This window comes from Pedobacter sp. (genome assembly GCF_035317785.1).
GTDB lineage: Bacteria > Bacteroidota > Bacteroidia > Sphingobacteriales > Sphingobacteriaceae > Pedobacter.
In genome coordinates this window covers 12,547-28,380 of the sequence record NZ_DATHGC010000220.1, presented here as the reverse complement: position 1 = coordinate 28,380, position 15,834 = coordinate 12,547, and the positions used below count along the sequence as shown (strand labels likewise).

The following is a 15,834-nucleotide window of genomic DNA, read 5'->3' as shown; positions in this document are numbered from 1 at the left end:
AAACCCAAATATGATACCGCCAAACAGATACTTTCGCCAGCCTTTGTCTTTGGCAGTAAAAATAATCGGAGAACCGCCGATCGTCTTTGCGCCAAACCTTTTCACCAATGCGATCGCAACAATACCCGTGACCACAGCTGTACCAATAATGCCAAACATTTGAAAAGACTGGAACCTGAACATTTCCTGGATCCGGTACCAGGAGATCGCCTCAGATTTACTCATGACAATACCAAACACAATTCCGGCAAGTATATATTTCAGAGATTTCAGCATGGTTCTAAGCAAATAAAAGTGGAAAAATAAGATGTGTCATCACCAGCCCGCCTATAAAAAATCCAATCACCGCAATCAAAGAAGGCAATTGCAGGTTTGACAAACCACTGATCGCATGACCGGAAGTACAGCCTCCGGCATACCGTGTACCAAAACCTACCAGAAAACCGCCGCCAAGAAATATAAACAAGCCTTTAAGGGTAAATAAATATTCCCAGTTGAACAGCTGCAAAGGAACGGTTTGTCCGTCAAAATCTATACCCAGCCCTTTTAGATCAGCAACTGTAGCGTCAGACAAAGCCAAGGGCACACCAGAATCCAGCCAATGTGAGAAAATGAACCCGCCGATCACTGCACCAACCAGGAACATCAGGTTCCAGCGCTGGGCTTTCCAGTCAAAGTCAAAAAAAGGAGCACGCTTACCCGCGCCTATCATGCTGCAGATCGTACGCAGGTTAGAAGAAAACCCAAAAGATTTCCCAAAGAAAATCAGTGCCAGCATTATTGCGCTGATGGCAAGTCCTGATACATACCAGGGCCAGGGCTGTTTTAGAACCTCGATCATATCCTACTTGTTGTGGGCCAAAACCCTATTTAGATGCAGCTCTTATGCTGTCTCTTATTCTAAGTAAATACTTATTGCGATAATAAAGGTCCTTTACCGCAGCCAGCAATTTACCCTGCTCAGGTTCAGTTTGTGCATCAAAACCCGAAGTTAAAGAAATAATTTCATCTGAAATGCTTTTTTCTATCCCGGCTACCTCATCCCTTAAAGCCGCTAACTTTTCCGCATCAGGATCAAACTGCATATCCATCAAAGCTTCGTTCACCTCCATCATCTCCATCAAAAAGCCCTGGGGCAAAACATAGTTCTCTCCCGCTGTCAGTACACCTTTTAGTTCCAGGATATAATGCAGTCGTTTTTGCGGATCAGTAAGCACCTGGTAAGCCTTGTTGTTGACCGTACTCAGTTCCAGCACCTCAGCCTGTTTTTCTTCGCTTTCGTTGATGAAAAAATCAGGATGGTACTGCTTACTGAGTTCATAAAATTTCTGCTTTACAAGTGCAGGATCAGGATTAAAGCTAACCGGTAAACCATAAAATTCGAAATAATCAGTCATCTGACATCGCTAATGCATTACCGCTTTGAAAATATCGTTGCCCAGCACGAATACCATCAGCGACAGCAGCAGTACAAACCCTACGATCTGCGCGCGCTCCATAAATTTATCGCCCATAGGCTTACCTTTAATCATCTCTATGATCAGGAAAACTACGTGCCCGCCATCCAGCGCCGGAATAGGCAGTAAATTCATAAACGCAAGCGCGATGGATATAAAACCTGTAGAAAACCAGAACCTTTCCCATATCCATACACCACCGTAAACTTTACGTGCGATCTCCACAGGACCGGAAAAAGCCTTATTCGCTTTAATCTTGCCAGTTAATACTTTCCAGATTCCTTTGCCATTGTCACTAAACACCTTCCATGCCTGGTTCACCCCTACCGGGAATGATTCAAAAAAACCAAAATTGACGGTTTCCTGCTTCAGCTCATTTACATTGAAGCCAATACCGATCGTACCGGCAGTATCAACAGGAACACTATAAGACAGCCGCTCAGTACCGCGGCTTACCATAAATACAGCAGGTTTACCTTTAAATTTTTTCAGCTCGTCTTTCACATCCGCACTGTATTTAACAGGATTGTTATTGACTGCAAGAATACGGTCTCCCTTTTTTAACCCGGCTTTTTCGGCGTTGCTGTAAACACTGTCAATTGATGAAGAAATCAGCGGCATCCTGCTGATAAACTCTTCGATACCCAGATCTGAAACCTTATTCAATATATTATCAGGAACTTTAATATCCAGTGCTTTGCCCCCACGCATAATGGTCAGCGTCGTATTGCCAAGCAAAACTTTGGGACTGATCAGCTCATCAAACTGGATCACTTTTTTACCGTTAACCGCTACCACCTTATCGCCCTTTTTCAGGCCTATTTCCTTGCCAATTATACCCGGATTGATTCCTTGTACCGAACTGTTGGGAATAAAAGTCTCACCATAGGTAAAAGTAATGATCCAAAAGATGAGTATACCAACCGCAATGTTTACAATTACGCCGCCCAGCATGACGATCAGACGCTGCCAGGCCGGTTTAGACCTGAACTCCCAGGGCTGCGCCGGCTGTGCCATTTGTTCAGTATCCATAGACTCATCGATCATCCCCGCGATCTTTACATAACCACCAAGCGGCAGCCAGCCTATACCATATTCACAATCTCCTCTTTTAAAACTAAACAGCTTAACTCCCCAGGCATCAAAGAACAGGTAAAACTTCTCTACTTTAATACCAAAGGCACGTGCTGCCAAAAAATGCCCTAACTCATGTAAAATTACCAGTATCGATAATCCCAGAAGTAACTGGGCCGCCATAATCAGTCCGCTCATATATAGATTTTAATATTTTATGTTTTGATTAAGATAAACTTGTTTTGTTACCAGTTCCCCGGCAAATATACGTGTATGCCTGTCCGTTTCTAAATAATTATTAAGGCTGGCCTCTGCAATAAACTCCAGCTCTTCCATACACTGCTGGATCACATCGCTCATCTGCAAAAAACCCATCTTCTCATTCAGAAAGGCATTGACCACCACTTCATTCGCCGCATTGATAATGCAAGGCATATTTCCGCCCATGCGCAATGCTTTAAATGCCAGGTCAAGGTTTCTGAACGCCTCTCTGTCTGCCTGCGCAAAAGTAAGCTCCGGATAATCCATGAAACTGAAACGTTTGAAATTGCTTAATATTCTGTTTGGATAGGCCAGCGCATAATGAATGGGCAGTTTCATGTCCGGCAGTCCCATCTGAGCCTTCATAGAGCCATCATTAAACTGCACAATGGAATGAATAATGGATTGGGGATGTACCACCACATCGATCTGGTCTGCATCCAGGCCAAAAAGCCATTTGGCTTCGATCACTTCCAGACCCTTGTTCATCAGCGAAGCCGAATCTATTGTAATCTTGGGTCCCATGTTCCAGTTTGGATGTTTCAGCGCCGCAGCACGGCCAACACCGGCCAAAAAAGCACGGTCCTTGCCTCTGAACGGTCCTCCGGAAGCAGTCAGATAGATTTTTTCTATCGGGTTGTTTTCCTCTCCCGCCAAACACTGGAATATCGCAGAATGCTCAGAGTCCACGGGAATGATCCTGACCCCATGTTCCTTCGCAAGGGAGGTGATCAGGTCACCGGCCACCACCAGCGTTTCTTTATTGGCAAGCGCAATGTCTTTACCTGCCATAATAGCAGCTATTGTAGGTCTTAAACCCACAGATCCCATTAAAGCAGTAAGTACAAGATCAGCTTCAGCGATACCGGCCGCCTCACACAAGGCATCCTCTCCGGCCAAAACCTTTATAGTTAAACCAGATAAGGCCGATTTCACTTCAGCATACTTAGCCTCATCACAGATCACTACCGTACCCGGCTTAAAGCGAAGTGCCTGTTCGATCAGCAATTTGGCATTTGTCTGTGCTGTAAGTGCCGAAATCCGGTACAAACCGGGGTTTGCCGCCACAACCTCTAATGCCTGCGTCCCTACGGAACCGGTTGATCCTAATATTGATATATGTTTCAATCTGTAAAACTACTTAATTCGTCTGCAATCTTTCTGTCATTTGATAACCTTGGCACCTTATTTTGCCCGCCCAGCTTTCCCTGGCTACGCATATAACTCACAAAAGCGTCCTTTTTCAGTGAACGAATGACCAGAGGCTGCAGTATTTTCCCTTCAATGAGGTCAAAATAGTAAATATTCTTTTGCTGCAAGGCATCATCCACTTTTTTACTGAAAGCAGTCAAATCCGCGGGCGGGCTGGAGAATTCCACAAACCACTCATGGTAAGGCAGTTCGCCCTGTGGCGTGGCCACTTGTGGCGCCACGGTAAATTCTGTAATCCCCACACCTTCCTCATTGGCCACAGTCAGCAGTGCATGCTCTACCTCCTCACCGATCACATGCTCCCCAAATGCCGATATAAAATGCTTAATCCTTCCCGTCACCAAAATCTTATAAGGATCCTTAGACACAAATTTCACGGTATCTCCTATGCTGTAACCCCACAGACCGGCATTGGTATTCAGGATCAGCGCATAGTTCCTGTCCAGCTCCACATCAGCCAGGCTGATCCGCTGAGGATTCTCATTGTAAAAATCTTCCGCAGGAATAAACTCATAGAACATTCCTGCTTTAACCAGGAGCAGCAAACTTTTATCGGCCTGTGTATCCTGATAAGCAATAAAGCCTTCAGATGCCGGATAGGTCTCAATTGTATCTATCTTTTTGCCTATGCTGGCTTCTATTTTTGCACGGTAAGGCTCGTAATTGACCCCGCCGTAAACAAACAGGTTAAAGTTTTTAAAAATATCTTTGATCTTTTTACCGCCCGATTTATCGGAAAGCTTGTCAAAATACATCTGTACCCATGGCGGTATGCCCGAGATCAGCGTCATGTCTTCATGAAAGGTTTCGGCTACGATCGCATCCACCTTTTCCTCCCAGTCTTCAATGCAATTGGTCGCATAGGACGGCAAACGGTTCTTCTGCAAATATCCCGGCACCAGGTGCGCCACGATGCCCGATAACCGTCCCACATTAATGCCATTCTTTTTCTTCAAAACCGGGCTTCCCTGCAAAAAGATCATCTTCCCGTTCACAAACTCAGCCTTGCCGGTTTCATGGATATAGGTCAGCAATGCATTTCGCGCCGCCTTTACATGCTCAGGCATAGATTCTTTCGAGATCGGAATGTATTTCACTCCCGAAGTCGTGCCGGAGGTCTTGGCAAAATACTGGGGCTTGCCCTTCCACATCACATCAGGCTCCCCATCCACCACCCGGTCTATGTAAGGTCTTAACGCCTCATAATCCTTTACCGGGACCCGTTTCCTGAAATCTTCATAGTTACGGATGCCTGCAAAATCATGATCCCTGCCAAAAACAGTATTTTTTGCTCCGGCAACAAGTTTAGCAAGGGTTTCCTCCTGTGCCGCCACTGCATTTTTTTTCCACTTGTTGATGCCCCGTACTACAAAGGCAGCAAATGGCTTGCTCAATGCCGCTTTTAAACCCATGATTCCGTTTTAAACTATATTGTGTATAATATCCGGTTCATCCTCCCCTTTGTATTCACTCATCATCTTACGGTAAGCGATCGTAAGCGCCACACTTGATAAAGGAATGATGATGAAGGAGCTCAGGACATTTGTAAAAAAAGCCACTACCGGCCACTGTATGAACCCGAAGAAAAGGCAGAGCATATAAAAACTGCCCAAAACCAGCAGCAGCATAAATATTTTGGTAAAATTACCTTTGGTCGTAGCCAGGCTGTACTTTATAGACGCAAAAGGTCCCAGGTTCCTGTCAATGATAAAGAAAGGGAAAAACGAAATCCGCACCCAGGTGATAAATATGGCTACCAAACCCACAGGAACGGCTATATTGGTTACCTTATTGATATCGATTCCCGCATATACAAACGGAAGCCCTACCACCATTACCACGATATACACCCCGAGAATACACAGGATAAAATACACCGTGGCCACCAGGAAACGGATGATCTGCTGCCTTGTAGGTATTGTACTCACAATGCTCACATCATGTTCTTCGTCATCCAGCAGATGAAAAATATACTTGAACAGCGACAGGTTGATCGTAAAATAAAAAAGGATGAAGATGAAGGCCATCAGTATATTCAACCCCTTGCTCACATCCTTTAAAAAGAATGCCATCAGCCCCGAGGCATTGGAAGTGATGAACATCAGAAAGCAAAGCGTTGCTATCGAAAAATAATGCTTCCTCGTCACCGTCCAGGCCTTGCCAAGCACCTCATTTACAGCAAAAGTACTCTCCTTTAAAAAATCTATCATTGTTGTTTAAATACTACTCTTTTAATAAAATCCTGCATAAAACCCAACCCATAGGCAGCCAGTTGTATGAAGGCAGCAATAATGCTCAAAAATGCAACTTTTAATGACTTATTGACCTGCCAGGAGTGAAAAAATATCAACATAAAGTATACCAGTATCAAAAAGTTACACACAAATGCCAAAGGCCAGTAAAGCAGGTTGATCAAAATGGCCGCTATCAGGCCGCAGGTAAACACCGCAGGAAAGAAATGGATCAATTTCAGTTCAGACGGAAAGTGTTTATAAACATTGATCCTGGCCCTGCCGAAAAAATGCAGCTGCTTGTAAAACTGCATAAAGCTGGTCCTGCGCTTATGGTATACCTTAGCATCCGGGATCAGCCCGATCTTAAATCCGGCCTCATGGATCCTGATGCTGTACTCAATGTCCTCGCCCAGCCTGGTCAGGATAAACCCGCCTACTTTCTCCCATACTTCCCGGGACAGGCCCATATTGAAGCTGCGCGGATGAAACTGTCCGATATGTTTTTTATTGCCCCTGATCCCCCCAGTAGTAAATGGAGAGGTCATCGCATAACTGATCGCTTTTTGAACCGGGGTAAAGCTGTCATGGGCTGCATCCGGGCCGCCAAAGGCGTCCAGCTTGCGCTCATACAGATAGTCACTTACGATTTCCAGGTAATTGGCCGGAATCAGGCAATCTGAATCAAAGATCACAAAATAATCTCCTTTAGCCTTTTCAAAACCAAAATTGCGGCTGAAGCCCTGACCGGAGTTGGGTTTCACAAAATATTTCAGGTCCAGCAGGTTGACATACTTGTCTATGATGTGTTTCGCATCATTCGACGAGCCATCCTCTATCACCAGCACCTCAAACTGCAGGTAAGTTTGTTTGGTCAGCGTATACAGCAGTTCGTCTATCTCCTGCGGACGGTTATATAAGGGGATAATGATCGAAAAAAACATGGCTTAACTGATCTCCTTTTCTACCAGGTAATGGTTGCGCTCAGGCGCACTTCTGGATACCAGCTCTGCAACAAAACCCGTTAAAAACAATTGGGAACCCAGGATAATCGCTACCAAAGCAATATAAAACAAAGGCTGGTCTGTCACATCCCGCTTCAGCGGAATGCCGTTTGAAATGTGATATAACTTCACTCCGATCAGCCAAATCGCCATAAAAGTCCCGATCAGAAAGCTCAGCACGCCCATTGTACCGAAAAAGTGCATCGGGCGCTTACCAAACTTGCCCACAAAAAAGATGGACAACAGATCGAGCAGGCCATTGATAAACCGGCTCATTCCAAATTTGGTCACCCCATATTTGCGGGAACGGTGCTCCACCACCTGTTCACCGATTTTGGTGAATCCCGCCCATTTGGCGATCACCGGGATATAGCGGTGCATCTCGCCATATACTTCAATATTTTTCACCACTTCCTTACGGTAAGCCTTCAGTCCGCAGTTAAAATCATGCAGATTATGAATGCCTGACATCCGGCGGGTTGCCGCATTGTATATTTTAGTCGGAATGGTCTTACTCAGCGGATCGTACCGCTTTTTCTTCCATCCCGAGATCAGGTCAAATTTCTCTTCCTTTATCCTTCTGTACAACTCAGGAATCTCATCGGGGCTGTCCTGCAGGTCCGCATCCATAGTGATCACCACATCACCCTGAGCTGCCTCAAAAGCTACGTTCAGTCCGGCAGACTTACCATAGTTTCTTCTGAATTTTATGGCCCTCACCGCCGGGTACTGGGTTTTGAGGTCTTCTATCACCGCCCAGGAATTATCCGTACTGCCATCGTCCACAAAAACCACCTCATAAGTAAACTTATGCTCCTGCATCACCTTGGCGATCCAGGCCGTCAGTTCCGGCAACGATTCATCTTCATTATATAAAGGAATTACAACAGAAATATCCATGTGCACTTAGCAGCTTTTGTCAATGTGCAAACTTAGATAAATAAAATTAGTCCTCATACAAAGGTTTTTCCTTCTTGACCACCGCAGCACCTATCAAACTAACGATCAGTCCAAGCACAGTATACATGATCGCCCCGCCAAATGCAATGAAATAGATCATATATGACCTCATCATTTCCACACCCTTTCTTTTTTGCTCATCATCACCCGCAGCCTGCAAAGCCGTATCTATTACTTTTTGATACGCCTCCCTGTCCAGTACCATATAGTAGAGGATCAGTATAATACCAATGAAGAGTCCCGAATACGCAGCTGTCTTAAATCCCGCTGAAAATGCCTTACCAAAGGAAATGTAGCCCCCTAAAACCGTTTTATAAGTGGTTTGAACATAAATCACCGCCAGGATAAAAGGAATGTACGACAATGCCGATGAGATGATTTTTTCAGTAACCGTGCTCGCCGGATCATTCTGGTCGATGCCCAAAAACTTAAAAACGTAAATGAGTATTAAAAAATAAACAGCATACGCAACGGCACTTTTAAAGGCCAGCATATTGGGCTTGTATTCCTGTACTAAAGCATTTTCTTCCATAACTACTTTTTTTATATGAACATTAATTAATGTTAAAATTAGCAATTAAGGTGTAAACCGCAACATCAAACTCTTTATTGTTGCTGAATTCTTCCAGGTCCATTATAATTTTATCATCTGGCTTAGGCTGGTGGAAAAACACCATAAAAGGAACAAATAATTCCTCCATTTCTTCTCCAAGTTCGATCATCCCCGCATGGCTGCAAATGTCTTCTACACTGCTTTCGACCAGTTGCTGATTGCTGATCAGGTCCTCATAAATATGAAATTCGTCCTGAAACTCATCCTCTTCCACCAGCAAAAACTCTTTCAGGAAATCTCCAAGTTCAGGCTTGATCCGTTCATCATGGCATTCATTGATGTACAGCAGCAAATTGAGCAGTTCCGTACCCCGGTCTATCGTCGCTTCTTCAATATCCGCCCATTCGTCCGACTCCAGGTAGTCTTCTTCCAGCTTCTTAATGTCATTGGCGAAGAAATTGATCATCAGCAGGTCAAAGAAAACTTCCCTTAGTTCGTCAAACATAGGATGCTCATCAAACACTTCGTCAAATTCTTCTACCTTTTCCATAAAACCCAGGTCCTTGCTGAATACCTCAACCAGGGCCTCTTCCAGTTTAATGGAGTCATTACCACTTATTTTGGCAAAGTTATCCAGTGATGCGATCAGCGCGACTTTTACATGATTATCCATAAGATTGTAATTGTTTATTGTTATAAACCAGCTGTACTTTGCCAGTCAGTGTTTTATTTAGTAATGGTGAATTCGCCGATTTGGAGTAGTTATTTTCCGCACTGAACACCCATTCAGCAGCAGGGTTGTATACCGTAAAGTTCGCATCAGCACCCTCTCCGATCACAGGCACTGCCAAACCCAGCAATCTGCGCGGGTTCAGCGAAAGCTTCTCCGCAATCTGCCCGGCATCCAAACCTGCCCTGATCAGCAGCGGCAATACCGTCTGCAAAGCAATGATGCCATAAGCAGCGATTTCAAATTCCACATCTTTAAACTCTATTTCATGGGGACGGTGCTGCGAAACCACCGCATCTACAGTTCCGTCTTTTAAGCCGGCAAGTAGTGCCTTCACATCAGATTTCGCACGCAACGGGGGTTTCACCTTATAATTACTATCAAAATCATTGAGCAGCTCTTCTGTAAAGACCAGGTGATGTGCCGCGACATCGCAGCTGATCTTTATGCCGTCTTTCTTTGCTTTCCTGATCAGTGCTACCGATCCGGCAGTGGAAACCGTGCTGACGTGTACAGGAGCATCATGATAAGCCGCCAAAAATATATCCCTGCTGATGTGCATTTCTTCGGCAAGAGCCGGAATGCCCTTCATGCCCAAAAGCACACTGGTACTGCTTTCATTGACCTGCGATTTACCGGCTATCGAATTATTCTCCGGGTAAACCATCAGCAGGCCTCCAAAGCCCTGCGCATACTGCAATGCCCGGCTCATAAATCCATCATCGGCAATAGCCCTGCCAGCTTCTGAAAAAGCCACCGCACCAGCTCGCTTCATGTCAAACAGCTCTGCCAGCTCTTTGCCTTCCAGGTCGCGGCTCAGCGCACCTACCGGATAGACATCTACCAGCCCGCCCTTTGCTTTATTGATCACATACTCCACCTCAGCTTTGGAATGGATGACAGGCTTTGTATCTGGCAACACCGCCAGGCCCGTAAAACCTCCGGCACCCGCTGCCGCCATCACCGTTCTGATGTCTTCCCTGGTCTCAAAACCCGGGTCCCCTGCCGAGCAGTTCAGATCAAAAAAGCCCGGAGACAACACCGATCCGGTTCCGTCAAAAACTTCTTCACCACCTTTTGACTCTAATCTGCCACCCCCGGGAGTTGCCACAGAGACCGCAGTGATTTTTCCCTGTTCTACACGAACATCGCATTTCTTTTGATTGAACTGGCTGTTTGGATCGGCAATTGTTATGCCCGTGAGGAGAAGGTTCATGTTGCTTGTATGTGTTTTGTTTTATTAAAAAATCTGATCAGTAGTATTTCAATCGCTAAAAAAACAACACTTAAAATTATACAAAGTTTCCATAACTCCGTATTGTTATTTTTCGCGGCTATATTCAGTGACATGGCATCTTTTTTTGAATTGAATACCGATATTTTTTGTTTGCCAAACAAATTTTCCAGCTCCCCTTCTGTTGCATAATGCATATCTGATTCGCTCCTGTTGTCATTAAAAGCGACAACGGCCAATGTAGAATCGGCTTTCGTCAGTTCATAGAACCCGGATTTTTTGATCTGGTCGGCGACATAAAGCAGTGTCCTGCCAGGTGTTTGTCTGACCTCAGGGATCACCTCAAAGTCCGCCGATACCAGTTTTAGCGACTGGTTTGCCAGCAAACTGATCTTTTCAGTTCCGATCAGGTTGTCCTGACCAATGGTATAAAAAAGCGGCTGTTCCCTTGCACCGGCAAAAGCGACTTTATACATCAGCGGCACAAATACCGGGTGCCTCGGCAAATTGCCATCTTTAAGGCTCAGTGAACTGGCAGATAAATATATTTTTCCGGCGCCAACTGTATATTTGGCAAACAGTGAACGGTTTAACGGCAATTGAAGGATGCTTTCCCTGCTGGTCCGGCTCTGGTCCGCATAGCTGAAATACCTGGACACCACAGGGAGGTCCATGTTTTTTGGCACCTGATCAAACACATCTTTAAACATCTCGTTCTTCAGGTCTATAGTACTGGCTACAGGCACGCCCGTTTGGAGCTGTTGTATAACTGGCAGCGACAAGCCCGCCAGGAAAGGATTATAAACCGCGGCATTGACATCCAGATCCGGGAAGATCACTACGGAACCGCTATTTTGAACATAGCTTTTCAGTTCCTGCGCCAGGCCCGATGACGGCTCCCTGAGCCCGCTTAAAACAATCAGACTGTAGGTCGGGAATGTGGAATATTTAATATTTGATTCGGGCATTTCCACCAGTTTAAAATAGCTGTCAGCGCCAAAAAGCGCAGCAATAAATTTATCCGAAGGATTTCCGCTGATGTTCAGCACCCTTAGCTCATCACTGACGTTGAAGGTAAAGTTCAGTTCATCATCAAAAGTCAGCGGGAAATCTTTGATGGAAATGCCAGCCTTTTGCCAGCCCGGCTTTAGCCCGCTGAATGACAGGGTATCCGTCACCGTTTTACCCGCGCCGACAGCAACGTTACTAATCGCCTTTTGCTGGAGGTTCACCGTAAGTTTTAAGGGTATACTTTTAGCATCCTCCTCACCATAATTTTTTAGCTGCACGACCATCCGTTCGGTTTGTCCGGGTTTGTGTACCGGCGATAAGCTCCATACGCTGTCCACCGAAATATTGGGCAGGCTGTTGGCATTGAGCTTGACGAAATTATAACTGATGGCCTTGCCGCCGTCTATCCTTGAAAGACCGGCAAAGCTTTTTTGAAAATCTGACAGCAGGTAGCTGATCTGGTTCCTGCCTGCATTGGCATCAGACTGCATCCTGTTGATGACCTGCCGCAGGCTGCGGCTCGCCCCCGAGATCTTTATTTCATCGAGCAGCTGCACAAATTCTTCCTTGCTGACCAGCCTTTGGTGACGGCCTTCAAAATCGTTGGTGATCAGCTGAAACCGGTCATTTAAACCATAAGCGGCAGCTATTTCCTTAGCCTTGCGTTTGGCCTCGTCCAGCAAACTGCCTTCCTTGTTTACCGTTTCCATACTATAAGAATTGTCGATATACATGCTCACCGCATTTCTCAAAGCCGGACTCTCGCCGGAATCAGAAGAAATAAAAGGCCGGGCAAAAGCCAGTACCAGGAATATAACAGCCAGGATCCGGCTCAGCAAAACCAGTAAATTCTTAAGTTTTTCGCGGGACGAATTTTGTTCTTTGGCCTCCTTCAGAAACTGTACATTACTGAAATAGACCTTCTTAAATCTCCTGAAATTGAATAGATGAATTACAATAGGAATGGCTATTGCCAGCAGCGCAAAAAGAAAACCTGGGTATAGGAAATTCATTAAAAACCAAAGGTAGAACTTTTAGCTGAATTATCTACCTAAACTTTTTGATCGCATCCCAAAGCGCAGCGTCCAGGCGATATACATCAGGTCTGAACTGCAGCTTCCCGTTTTGTGTCCATGCGGTGCGGTAGTTGATCAGGATATCGACATCTTTCTTTACCCCAAACCACTTCGGCTTCAGCTTAAACACATTAAGGGTATCTGCTTTTTTGGCCAGTTTCTTTTTGTAGGCAGCCATCCGGGTAGTATCTGTAGGCGGCAGGCTCACCTCCATCCGCAGGTCATCATACTGATATTTGTCCTTCACCAGGTTCCGGGCAAAGTTCAGCGGATCCTCGACCCGCACGCAGCCATGACTGATGGCCCTGTTGGCCAACCGGAACGCACTCTTATTATTGGTATCGTGCAGATAAATGCTCGATCCGTTTTCAAACACAAATTTGAACTTACCCAAAGCATTACCACCCCCGGAACCCTGTTTGAACTGAAAAGGAAGCTTTTCCCTCGGATATTTATTCCATTGGATCGTATCCGGATCACCTACCAGTCTGCCTTTGTAATATACATTGATATTGCTGTTGGACAAATAATAAGGATCCCTCAGGGCCTGGTAATAGATCTCGCTGCGTGCTATGCTGACCGGAATGTTCCATATCGGGTTGACCTGTATCGAATTGAACTTGCTCAGCATGATCGGCGTTTCATGGTTCTTTGGCTTATCGTCCAGCTTGCCGGTCTCCATAAACAACTTGACCTGCTCCGCATAATCGTCATCCCGGGGTCCGCCCACACAAACCTTCATATGGGTCACTGTGTCTTTATCATTGAACCAGGTCAGGGAGAAATCAGGTATATTGACCTCCACATATTCCTTGCCCATATCGGGCATTTTCCAGCGCAGCCGCTCCATATTGACCAGCAGGGTTTTTGCAACCGGGCTCATTTGGATGGTATCACCCATTGCCCGCTCATCACCTATTTTTATCTTGAACTTCGCCAGCTGCTGTTTAAAGATCTGATAAGCTTCCTCCTTAGGTTGTATATCGCTCAGCAGCCCGGCAATATCCTCAGTCGCCAAAACTTTACTGATGGCAGTGCTATCAGGCCGGGCTACCGCAATGTAATACCTGCTGAATACTTTACGCGGGTTGACCACACCATAATTGACATAATTGTTGTATTTGATCAGTCCTTCTGCGGCATTCAGTTCCAGATCGGCCACCACAGGGTAAACCTCGGCGATGTTTTTAAATTTGTTTTCCCTGAGGGTTTGCAGCAATTCTTCGATCTGCCGGTAGCGGAAAGATTTGGGATTAAACCCATGCTCAGGGCTCCGGCTGATGTAACTTAAAAGTGAATCCAGCTGACCATCTGCAAAAAAGCGTGTTACCAGTACCGGCTCAAAATTATTTGCTCCATAAAAGGCCTTCGTGACCTTAGGATTTGAAAATTTACTCCCGACTGAATCCAGATGTTTTTTAAAAAGTACATTGTAGACCGCAGTGTCAAAATCTTTGTAGAGTTTATTCTTGAAATGTTTGGAAAGGACCAATCCAATCTCGGGGGTATCTTTAAACCACTTACAAGAGCTGAGCAGGATCGCAAACAGAAAAACAAGCAGTAATGATTTTTTCAAGGCAGACAGATTTGAGGCAAATTTAGATGTTATTTTTTTATATTTACTGAAATCAAATTAAGTGCCAGTTATCCTGCTGGCTTTTTCATCCACTTCTTTTCTTCGTCTGACCCGGGTATTGTATCTGTAGTATCAGAGTGGTACCTGCGTTCGCACTGAGTGCACAGTGAGTGCACCCTGAGTCCACGGTTAGTGCACCTTTTTTCAGTAAAAAGGTGCACTCATTGCGTACTCATTCCGTACTCAGAGCGTACTCAGTGTCAACACATATACTACCCGGGTAAAACACAGGAAGGAGAAAGAATGATCCGGTAAAAAAGAAATAAAATGGTCAGGCCGGGAGATGTCCAGCAACTAAAATACAGTATATTTTTAATTTAATGTTTCATTTTATATATTTGCATCTCCTCAAGAGATGCTAGTCATTGTTGATAAGGAACTTAAAATAAAAAAATGAACAATATTTTGAACCATCACTTACATTTGCACCATCGCCAACTGGCGATGTATATGTAATGTTTTGTACTTCAAAACTTGTTTCCGACCTTTTTATTTCTTGTTCATCAATAATATCATAAACAGCAAAATTGAAAACACTCAAAATAGCTATCCAGAAATCGGGTAGATTAAACGAAAAATCAGTAGAGATCCTAAAAAACTGTGGTTTATCTTTTGAAAACTACAAAAGCTCACTAATATCAACAGTTACTAACTTCCCTTTGGAAATTCTTTTCCTTCGGGATGATGACATTCCTGAGTATGTACAGGATGGTATTGCCGACCTGGGTATAGTGGGGGAAAATGTAATCGTTGAGGCGGGTGCCGAAGTGACCTATCTCCAAAAACTTGGTTTTGGCAAATGCACACTGAAAATCGCCATACCTAATGAAAGCCAGATCACTGATATTTCCCAGCTGGGCGGAAAAGCCATCGCTACTTCCTACCCTGTCATCCTTCAAAAATATCTGGACGACAACAAAGTAAACGCCGAGGTCAGGACGATCTCCGGTTCGGTAGAAATTGGTCCGGGTCTGGGCCTGAGCGATGCGATCTGCGACATCGTTTCTACAGGGGGTACTTTAAAGAGTAACGGATTGAAGCCTTTTTCGGAAGTGATGAAATCTGAAGCTGTGCTGATCGGCAAGGAAGGCTCTGACCTGCTGCCGGAAGTTCAGGAACTGCTGCAAAGGATCCGCTCAGTATTGCGTGCAAAAGAAACCAAATATGTGGTATTGAATGTGGCGAAAAGTAACCTGCAGAAAATAGTTGACCTGCTGCCAGGAGTAAAAAGCCCGACTGTAGTACCTTTGTTTGATGCCGACTGGGTGGCTGTTCACTCGGTGATCGCGGAGTATGATTTCTGGGAAAAGATCAACAGTTTAAAAGCTGCCGGTGCTGAAGGAATTGTGGTCATGCCGATCGAAAAGATCATTGCTTAATTCATAATTTCATTAA

Annotated in this window: 15 protein-coding genes; 1 reads left to right on the top strand and 14 read right to left on the bottom strand. The window is 45.0% G+C overall.

Features of this window, described 5'->3' with window-relative positions; genetic code table 11:
- From VK541_RS13425 to VK541_RS13360, 14 genes are all read right to left on the bottom strand, one after another.
- Positions 1-276: YeeE/YedE family protein (locus tag VK541_RS13425; RefSeq protein WP_324370843.1), on the bottom strand; the 276-nt coding region annotated here is incomplete at its 3' end.
- Between the two features lie 4 nt (positions 277-280).
- Complete coding sequence (locus VK541_RS13420; RefSeq protein WP_324370842.1) at positions 281-841, bottom strand: YeeE/YedE family protein; 561 nt, start codon at positions 839-841, stop codon at positions 281-283.
- Positions 842-866: 25 nt separating this feature from the next.
- On the bottom strand, positions 867-1,397 hold the full coding sequence (gene hscB / locus VK541_RS13415) for a Fe-S protein assembly co-chaperone HscB (RefSeq protein ID WP_324370841.1): 531 nt from the start codon (positions 1,395-1,397) through the stop codon (positions 867-869).
- Positions 1,398-1,406: 9 nt separating this feature from the next.
- Positions 1,407-2,729, bottom strand: coding sequence for an RIP metalloprotease RseP (gene rseP, locus VK541_RS13410; protein ID WP_324370840.1), 1,323 nt, complete (start codon positions 2,727-2,729; stop codon positions 1,407-1,409).
- Positions 2,730-2,738: 9 nt separating this feature from the next.
- On the bottom strand, positions 2,739-3,920 hold the full coding sequence (locus tag VK541_RS13405) for a 1-deoxy-D-xylulose-5-phosphate reductoisomerase (RefSeq protein ID WP_324370839.1): 1,182 nt from the start codon (positions 3,918-3,920) through the stop codon (positions 2,739-2,741).
- Positions 3,917-5,416: a GH3 auxin-responsive promoter family protein gene (locus tag VK541_RS13400; protein ID WP_324370838.1), complete on the bottom strand. Its 1,500-nt coding sequence runs from the start codon at positions 5,414-5,416 to the stop codon at positions 3,917-3,919. The genes VK541_RS13405 and VK541_RS13400 overlap by 4 nt, the downstream gene beginning before the upstream one ends.
- Positions 5,417-5,425: 9 nt before the next feature.
- Positions 5,426-6,214: a hypothetical protein gene (locus VK541_RS13395; RefSeq protein WP_324370837.1), complete on the bottom strand. Its 789-nt coding sequence runs from the start codon at positions 6,212-6,214 to the stop codon at positions 5,426-5,428.
- Positions 6,211-7,179: a glycosyltransferase gene (locus VK541_RS13390; RefSeq protein WP_324370836.1), complete on the bottom strand. Its 969-nt coding sequence runs from the start codon at positions 7,177-7,179 to the stop codon at positions 6,211-6,213. The genes VK541_RS13395 and VK541_RS13390 overlap by 4 nt, the downstream gene beginning before the upstream one ends.
- A 3-nt stretch (positions 7,180-7,182) precedes the next feature.
- Entirely contained in the window at positions 7,183-8,139 is a 957-nt protein-coding gene (locus tag VK541_RS13385) for a glycosyltransferase family 2 protein (RefSeq protein ID WP_324370835.1), read from the bottom strand.
- Positions 8,140-8,185: 46 nt separating this feature from the next.
- On the bottom strand, positions 8,186-8,731 hold the full coding sequence (locus tag VK541_RS13380) for a DUF4199 domain-containing protein (RefSeq protein WP_324370834.1): 546 nt from the start codon (positions 8,729-8,731) through the stop codon (positions 8,186-8,188).
- A 22-nt stretch (positions 8,732-8,753) separates the two neighbouring features.
- Positions 8,754-9,425 carry a hypothetical protein gene (locus VK541_RS13375; protein WP_324370833.1) on the bottom strand — a complete coding sequence of 224 codons (672 nt, stop codon included), beginning with the start codon at positions 9,423-9,425 and terminating at the stop codon, positions 8,754-8,756.
- Positions 9,418-10,698, bottom strand: coding sequence for a dihydroorotase (locus tag VK541_RS13370; RefSeq protein ID WP_324370832.1), 1,281 nt, complete (start codon positions 10,696-10,698; stop codon positions 9,418-9,420). Before VK541_RS13370 ends, VK541_RS13375 begins: the two co-directional genes overlap by 8 nt.
- Positions 10,695-12,740, bottom strand: coding sequence for a BatA domain-containing protein (locus VK541_RS13365; RefSeq protein ID WP_324370831.1), 2,046 nt, complete (start codon positions 12,738-12,740; stop codon positions 10,695-10,697). Before VK541_RS13365 ends, VK541_RS13370 begins: the two co-directional genes overlap by 4 nt.
- Positions 12,741-12,774: 34 nt before the next feature.
- The gene (locus tag VK541_RS13360; protein WP_324370830.1) at positions 12,775-14,379 is read right to left on the bottom strand and encodes a L,D-transpeptidase family protein; all 1,605 of its coding nucleotides are present in this window, start codon (positions 14,377-14,379) and stop codon (positions 12,775-12,777) included.
- A 587-nt stretch (positions 14,380-14,966) separates the two neighbouring features.
- Here VK541_RS13360 and hisG point away from each other — a divergent pair.
- Positions 14,967-15,818 (top strand): ATP phosphoribosyltransferase, encoded by an 852-nt coding sequence (gene hisG / locus VK541_RS13355; RefSeq protein WP_324370829.1) that lies wholly within the window; start codon positions 14,967-14,969, stop codon positions 15,816-15,818.
- Positions 15,819-15,834: the final 16 nt, after the last annotated feature.